Genomic DNA, 7,404 nt, shown 5'->3' with positions numbered 1-7,404 from the left:
GGTTTCTCCGCGCGCAGCTACCCGAGCAGGATCCCCGGGCCCAAGAGGTCGCGGACATGGTCTCCGAGATCGCGGCGACCCCGGAGATCACGCGCGTCGACGCGCTCGCCCACAACCTCGGCCTGAGCATCCGGCAGCTGCAGCGCCTGTTCGCGGAGTACGTCGGCATCGGGCCGAAGTGGGTCATCCGCCGGTACCGCTTGCACGAGGTCACCGAGCGCTTGGCGGGCGGCGTCGAGATCGACTGGTCCGGCCTGGCCTCCGACCTCGGCTATGCCGACCAGGCCCACTTCACCCGAGACTTCCACGCCATGTTCGGTGAGTCCCCGACCTGGTACGCCGAACGCTACTGACCTACCCAACGTTGCAGCAACTGCGTGGGTACGTACCTAGAAGCCCAGTTGGCGGGCTACCAGGATGTCGGTCTTGCGGTTCGGGGGGCCGTCGACGGGGTTTGGGTCTTCTTCGGTGGGGACGACGCCGGCTGCGGCGACCCTGTCGAGGGCCTTGAGGCCCAGGCGGTCCACGGTGCCGAAGACTGTGTAGGCGGGACTGAGGCGGGAGTCGGCGTAGACCAGGAAGAACTGGCTGCCGTTGGTGTTCGGTCCGGCGTTGGCCATCGCCAGGAGGCCGCGGGCGTAGACCTTCCTGGTGCCGGTGGTGTCACCCGGCCAGTTGGGGAGATCGGTGGGGAGTTCGTCCTTGTACGAGTAGCCCGGGCCGCGCTCGCCGGTACCGGTCGGATCGCCGCACTGCAGCACACTGAGCGTCGGGTACAGCGTGAGCCGGTGGCAGGTGGTGAAGTCGTAGAACCGGCTCTTGGCCAGGTGGAGGAAGCTCTGCACAGTGCAGGGCGCCTTGGCCCGGTCCAGGGTGAGCAGCATCGGGCCCTGGTTGGTGGCGAGCACCACCTTCGCGAACCCCTTGTCCGGGGTGTGTTTCGGGTCCGGCGGCAGCGACACCGGCCGCGGTGACGGGTCCTCGGGTGTAGACGTGTACCCGCAGGGACCGCTGGTGGTGGTCCGGGGTGTCTCGGCCGGGACGGGTCCTGCCGAGGCGGTCACGGCGGTGCCGAGCAGGCCTGCAATGGACAGGGCGGTACAGGCGATGACGCTGGTGGCTCTCATCGATGCATCTCCTCTAGGGGCGGTCGGGATCAACCGGTAGCCAGCGTGAAGATCCGCAGGTCGCGGTTCTTCGGCAGCGTCACGCTAACCGGCGTCTTGCCCGCCGGGAAGGTCACCGGTGCTGTGGCGAAGATATGTGTCACCACGTTGTCTCTGCCACCTCCTGCCTCGTTCCGGTACGGCGTGGTCGCCATCACCAGGTTGCCGAAGTGCACGGTGTCCCCGCCGCCACCCAGTGTCCAGTCGCTGAAGGACAGGTCGATCTCACCGGTGGTGCCGTCGGAGTAGTTCAGCGTGGCCTTGCCTTCCTGGTTGCCGTTGACCGCACTGCCGACGAACGACAGCTTCGTAGCGGTCGCAGGCACGTCCAGGTTGAGCAGTTGGCCGTCTGCCGGCACGTTGTCGGGTTCACCAACCGGTACGCCGGGCCACGTGAACGTCAGGCCTTCCTTCGTCACAGTGCCTCCCGGGGTGAGTCCAGCAGCAGCCAGTGCCTGCCGCGAGTAGCTGACCCCACCACCGTCGAAGTCCGCCTCGTCGTGGTCACCGGCGTCGTCCGAGGCGGCTACACCTTCGCGGAGCACGGAGAACGAGTTCGGCAGACCCACTACGACGGTGAACCCGAGCCGGGGGAGCGGAGTACCGTCTGCTGCCTTGAGAGCCACAGCGACTGGGTAGCGGCCGTCCGGAGTACCAGGGGCCACAGAGATCTGTACTGGAGCTCCGCCGCTGGCTTCCACGGTGAAGGAACCACTTGCAGGGCTTGCGGTGAGACCTGCGGGCGTCGTCACGGAGTACTGGACTGTGGTGGCGGTGCCGCTGAGGCGGTGGGCCTTGATGGTCACCGGGCCGGCCGTAGTACCAGGGGCGACTACTACCCGGCTGATGTCGGTCGACGTCTGGAAGGGGATCTCGCCGGTGCGCCAGGAAGGCGGTGCGTCCTTGGCTGCGCTTCCCCAGGCGGTGTTGGCGGTGGTGCCCAGCTTGAAGTCGAGCGTGCCGCCGCGACTGACGAACGACTCGGGTAGCCACGGCTTGGCCGAAGTACGGCCGTCCACCTTGAGGCTCTGCACGTACGGCGCGTCGGTGGCTGCGGCAGGTGCCTTGATCCGGATCGTCTTGCCCTTGTCGCGGTGGATTACGGCGCTCGGGAAGAGCGGCGCGGCCACCTGGAGCTCCGCGCGGCTCGGGACGTCCGGATAGAGGCCGAGGGCGGTCCACACGTACCAGGAGGACATCGCGCCGAGGTCGTCGTTGCCGGGGATGCCGCCGGTAGTGGTGTTCCACAGCTGGTTCATGGCCTGCCGCAACGTCTCCTGCGCCTTGTACGGCTGGCCGGTGTAGTTGTAGATCCACGGGGTGTTGATGGACGGCTCGTTGTCCATCTCCGCGTGCAGCGGGCCCGCGCCGGTCAGCGCCCAGTTCCCTTGCTCGTCCTTGAAGAACGCGTCCAGTCTGGTGGTCGCCGCAGCCTTGCCGCCCATTGCATCGAACAGCCCGGCCCGGTTGTGCGGGATCATCCAGCTGTACTGCGCGCTGCTGCCCTCGGCGAACCCGTCGCCCGTGGCCGGCTCGAATCCGGGCCAGGCGCCGTTCTCGTCCCGGTTCTGGATGTAGCCGCCGTTCTCCGGGTTGAACACGTTCTGCCAGTACTGCGAGCGCTTGACGAACTGATCAGCCGTCTTCTTGTCACCGGTCCTCGTGGCCAGCTGGGCCAGGGCGAAGTCGGCAGTCACGTCCTCGAGGGTCTCCACGGCTCCACCCCAGGCGTTGGACTTCGTCGGGATGTAGTGCAGCGCGAGGTACTTGTCGAGGGACGGACGCTGGCCGACCGACATGACCGGCTTGCCGGCGGAGCTCAGGTCCTTCTCGGTCGGCACGGTGGCGGCTTTGACGAGTGACTTGAGGGATGTGCGGACGTCGAAGTTGGTGCCGCCGAATGCGTAGATGCCGGCTAGGGCGGGAGCGGACGGATCACCTGTCATCACCGCAGTACTGCCTGAGGCGTGGGTCCAGCGGTCCCAGATGCCGTTGTTCTGCTCGGCCTGGTTCAGCAGGGACTGGGCGACATCGCCGGCCTTCTCTGGTTCCAGCAGGGCTAGGAGTTGGACCTGCGAGCGGTAGACGTCCCAGCCGGAGAAGGTGGCGTACTGCTGCTTCTGGCCGCGGCTCACTCGATGCAGCTTCTGGTCGAAGCCCCAGTACTGGCCGTTGACGTCGCTGAAGACGTTCGGGTGCAGCAGCGCGTGGTACAGCGCGGTGTAGAAGGTAGTGCGCTGGTCTGCCGTCCCGCCGCCGATCTCGATCCGGTTGAGCTGCTTGCGCCAGGCCTGCTTGGCTTTGGCCGCGGTGGTCTCCAGCTTGGTGCCGCGGGGGTTCTCTGCTTTGAGGTTGGCCTGCGCGTTCGCCTTGCTGACGTAGGAGATGCCGATACGCATGTTGACGGTCCCGCTGTCGAAGCCGAGGTAGGCACCCGAGCCCTTGTTGGCCGGCATCCACCCATCAGGCCCGTACGTCGTACCGCCGGTGGCGCTCGTGCTCCCCGGAATGACTGTCGTGTCCTTCCAGGTCCCGTGGTTCGCGAACGGCTGGTCGAACTCCGCGACGAAGTGCAACGTGTAGTAGCTCCGCTGCCCCACAGACGCGAGGTAGCCGCAGAAGTTGCCGCTCGTGACGGAACCGGTGACGGTCCGCGTGGCCGGGTCGATCCTCACCTCGGCGTCGCTCGAGCCGACCTCGGAGTTGGACGTGCGGAACAACAGGGACTTCGCCTTCTCGGCGGGGAAGGTGAACGTGGCCGAGCCGGTGCGCGTGGTCGCGGCGAGTTCGGCGGTCGCGCCGGAGTCGAGGCCGACCTTGTAGTACCCGGGCTTGGCGATCTCGTTCGCGTGCGAGAACGTGCTGGCGTAGATCGCGTCCTTGGCGTCCGTTTGCGGTGACGAGACGACGTCACCGGCGTACGGGAAAATGGGGATGTCGCCCGAGCCGCCGGCGCATCCGGTGCCCGACATGTGGGTCATGCTGAAGCCGCGGATCCGCGTCGCGTCGTACAGGTAGCCGCCGGGCGCGGCGGTGCGGTACTGGTTGCCGCGGCTGGTCTCGGGGCTGAAGGAGAACATCCCGAACGGCGTGACGGCGCCGGGGAACACGTCGCCGAGGTTCGAGGTGCCGATCAGGGGATCGACATGCTCGGTCGGATCCGCCGAACTCGTCGTGATCCGCGAGGCTTCCATCGACCTCAGGCTGGACGGCACGCTGTCAGGCGGGGCAGTCGTCGGCTGTGTGTTGCTGCCGGCTCCTGTGGGCGAGGGGCTTGGTTGGGCCAATGCAGTCGTCGAGAGCGTGAGTGCGGCCACTAGCGAGCCGACCAGTACTGCGCCGGCGCGCCGGCGCACGATCAGGTGCTTCACGGGATTCCCCCATCTGCGATGCCGTCGGGGCGGAGTGACATCGTTGTCAGCAAGAGATACCCGACCCGTCGGAGCGCCGTCAAGCATTCGGGCACGTTCCGCAACCGCGCGATCTCCTGCAGCGATGGGTCGGCGCGGTTAATCGGTCGCCGGATTCGGGGGAGCGAATCTAAGGTCGTGGCCGTGGCTGACCTCCTCTTCGAAGACCGCCGGCTGGCCGAGATCTATGACCCGCTGGAACCGGATCGCGGTGACCTGGACGCTTACCTGGCGATCGTCGCCGAGTTCGGCGCGCGGCGGGTGCTCGATGTCGGGTGCGGGACGGGGACGTTCGCGTGCCTGCTCGCCTCGCGGGGAGTGGAGGTCACCGGGGTCGATCCGGCCGAGGCCTCGCTCGAGGTCGCCCGCCGCAAGCCGTTCGCCGACAAGGTCCGTTGGATCCATGGTGATGCGACCGGCCTGCCGCCGCTGCAGGTCGATCTCGCGACGATGACCGCGAACGTGGCCCAGGTCTTCCTCACCGACGACGACTGGGCCGCCACCCTCGCCGGCATCCGTACTGCGCTGACGCCAGGCGGGCGGCTCGTCTTCGAGACCCGGGATCCCGCGCGCGAGGGTTGGCTGGAGTGGAATCGCGAGCAGACCCACACGGTCGCGGATCTCGAGGGTGTCGGCGAGGTGGAGAAGTGGTGCGACCTGACCTCGGTCGAACTGCCGCTGGTGTCGTTCCGCAATACCTATGTCTTCGCCGCGGACGGCGCGGTGCTCACCTCGGACTCGACCTTGCGGTTCCGCTCGCGCTCGGAGATCGAACGTTCGTTGCAGAGCGCCGGATTCACCGTCGACGAGGTCCGCGATGCACCTGATCGGCCGGGGCGCGAGTTCGTCGTACTGGCGAGCAGGAGTTTGGAAACTGAGGTTGGCGGCCAGGGTGCCGGGGCAGGGGAATGAAGCTCACCCGGCACCCTGACCTGTCAGGGGAACCGCTGCTGCGGTAGGGGTGGCAGCCGGGGGCGCAAGTCTCTTGCTCGAGGGAGTTTCGCTGGGGCGACTGCCACTCTGATCTGGGCTTGTCGCTGTCGTTCCTGCGGGCCCGGTGCCGTTGGACCTACTGTACGAGGGCACTCAAGTCTTCAACTACTTGCAGGGCCGTTGAACTACTCGGGCAGGCCACGTTGTCGGTGGCCGCTGGTAGATCTGGTGTCCGCCGTCCAGGGAGCCGAAGGAGGCTGTGATGCAGAAGCGACCTCGCGTGGTGATCAGTGTGGGGGCCAGTGTCGACGGGAAGGTCGCGCTCACTCGAGACGCGCTCTTGATGCACCAGCCAAGTACGGATCTGTGGGGATCGATGACGCCGCCGGCCGCCGATCCGGTGCCGATCGACATCATCGAGGTGCTCAGCCAGCAGTACGGCTGCAATGCCATCTTGGAGGGCAGCGGCAGCCTGGTGACCGAGGACGCGATTCCGGCGGAACTGCCCAGTTACGACGGTGACACCGCCGGGCTCTACCGGCACTTCCTTCCACCGGACATCACCGGACTACCGTCGCCGCCGCACAGGTGGTTCACCGTCGTCGACAGCCGCGGAAGAGTGCGCTGGACCGAGAAACATCAGGACTGGGACGCGCTGGTCCTGGTGGCGCGGGCGACTCCGGCCGACTATCTCGGCTATCTCCGCCGGGAACGCATCTGCTATCTCGTCGTCGGTGAAGAGCGCGTCGACCTGGCGCGAGGGATCGCCGCGATGGGCACCGAGCTCGGCGTCAGTTGCGTCCTGTCGACCGCGGGCGGCGGCCTCAATGGTGCGTTGTTGCGGGCAGGTCTGATCGACGAACTGCACCTGACGCTGGCGCCGGCTCTCATCGGCGGACTCGGCACGCCGTCGGTCATGGACGGGCCACCTCTTGCCGTAGGCGAGCCTCCGACCCGTTTGCAGTTGCTCTCGGTGCACACCGACACCGGCGGCTCCGTTCGCCTGCACTACGCCGTGACCGAGAGCTGAACTACGGTCACGGGATGGCACGGACGAACCGCATGAGCCGCATCGTGGTGATCGGCGTGGCCGGGGCGGGCAAGTCGACGGTGGCGCGAGAGCTGAGCGAACGTCTCGGTGTGCGCCACATCGAACTCGACTCGATCTTCTGGCAGGCCAACTGGACCAAGCTCGACAAGGAGGAGTTCGAGGCACGCGTCCGGAAGGCGACCGACTCGGGCGGGTGGATCGTCGACGGCAACTACTCCGACCGCATCCGGCAGATCACCTGGACCGCCGCCGACACGGTGGTCTGGCTCGACCTGTCCCGCCCGGTCGTGATGTGGCAACTACTCCGCCGGACCGTACGGCGCACAATCTCCGGCGTCGAACTGTGGAACGGCAACCGGGAGCGCCCGTTCCGCGACCAACTCAGCCGCGACCCGGCCAAGTCGATCCTCCTCTGGGCCTGGCGTACTTACGCGCCGACAAAGCAGGAGTACGGCCAGCTTGTGAACGACCCGAGGTTCTCTCAGGTCCACTTCATCAGACTCACCTCGCGCCGCCAGCTCAGGCGATTCCTCCTCCAGACAGTTCCTGCAGACGGGACTGACAGGACTTGAGTGGGTGCGCCCCTCGTCCACAAGTCAGAGGTTGCTGTGGACAACTTGGCGTGATTCGATACCACCCACAAGATCCAGACAATCTTCGGAATCCCTTACAGATAAGGGCATTCCGCACGGAAACTGTCGGCGGTGGTGTCTAGGCTTCTGGGTATGGAGATCTTGGGCGCACGGCCGGTGTACTCGATGAGCGGCAGCGAACAGCTGCTGACTCTCGACGCCGCGCGGACCGAGATCGCCCGCCTGCAAACCCTCAGCCTGCACCTGATGGC

General features: G+C 66.8%; 6 protein-coding genes. 4 read left to right on the top strand and 2 right to left on the bottom strand.

What is annotated here, in order from left to right; translation table 11 throughout:
* On the top strand, positions 1-353 hold a 353-nt coding region (locus tag VFG33_RS27885), incomplete at its 5' end, for a helix-turn-helix domain-containing protein (protein WP_325055940.1).
* A 36-nt stretch (positions 354-389) separates the two neighbouring features.
* On the opposite strand, the gene VFG33_RS27880 is transcribed toward VFG33_RS27885, so the two are convergent.
* On the bottom strand, positions 390-1,127 hold the full coding sequence (locus VFG33_RS27880; protein ID WP_325055939.1) for a peptidylprolyl isomerase: 738 nt from the start codon (positions 1,125-1,127) through the stop codon (positions 390-392).
* 29 nt (positions 1,128-1,156) lie between these two features.
* Positions 1,157-4,537: a GH92 family glycosyl hydrolase gene (locus tag VFG33_RS27875; protein ID WP_325055938.1), complete on the bottom strand. Its 3,381-nt coding sequence runs from the start codon at positions 4,535-4,537 to the stop codon at positions 1,157-1,159.
* A gap of 183 nt (positions 4,538-4,720) precedes the next feature.
* On the opposite strand from VFG33_RS27875, the gene VFG33_RS27870 reads away from it, so the two are divergent.
* From VFG33_RS27870 to VFG33_RS27860, 3 genes are all read left to right on the top strand, one after another.
* Complete coding sequence (locus tag VFG33_RS27870; RefSeq protein ID WP_325055937.1) at positions 4,721-5,488, top strand: class I SAM-dependent methyltransferase; 768 nt, start codon at positions 4,721-4,723, stop codon at positions 5,486-5,488.
* Between the two features lie 283 nt (positions 5,489-5,771).
* Positions 5,772-6,539: a RibD family protein gene (locus VFG33_RS27865; protein WP_325055936.1), complete on the top strand. Its 768-nt coding sequence runs from the start codon at positions 5,772-5,774 to the stop codon at positions 6,537-6,539.
* Between the two features lie 14 nt (positions 6,540-6,553).
* A complete protein-coding gene (locus VFG33_RS27860; RefSeq protein WP_325055935.1) occupies positions 6,554-7,132 on the top strand; it encodes an AAA family ATPase in 579 nt (192 codons plus the stop codon).
* Positions 7,133-7,404 lie beyond the last annotated feature (272 nt).

It is taken from the genome of Kribbella sp. (assembly GCF_035687465.1).
Taxonomy (GTDB): domain Bacteria; phylum Actinomycetota; class Actinomycetes; order Propionibacteriales; family Kribbellaceae; genus Kribbella.
The sequence above is the reverse complement of the archived record's forward strand: the minus strand, read 5'-3'. Positions and strand labels throughout refer to the sequence as shown.

Coding starts and splice junctions, on each gene's coding strand:
- VFG33_RS27865 (WP_325055936.1), top strand. CDS start 5,772: ATGCAGAAGCGACCTCGCGTGGTGATCAGTGTGGGGGCCAGTGTCGAC.
- VFG33_RS27880 (WP_325055939.1), bottom strand. CDS start 1,127: ATGAGAGCCACCAGCGTCATCGCCTGTACCGCCCTGTCCATTGCAGGC.
- VFG33_RS27860 (WP_325055935.1), top strand. CDS start 6,554: ATGGCACGGACGAACCGCATGAGCCGCATCGTGGTGATCGGCGTGGCC.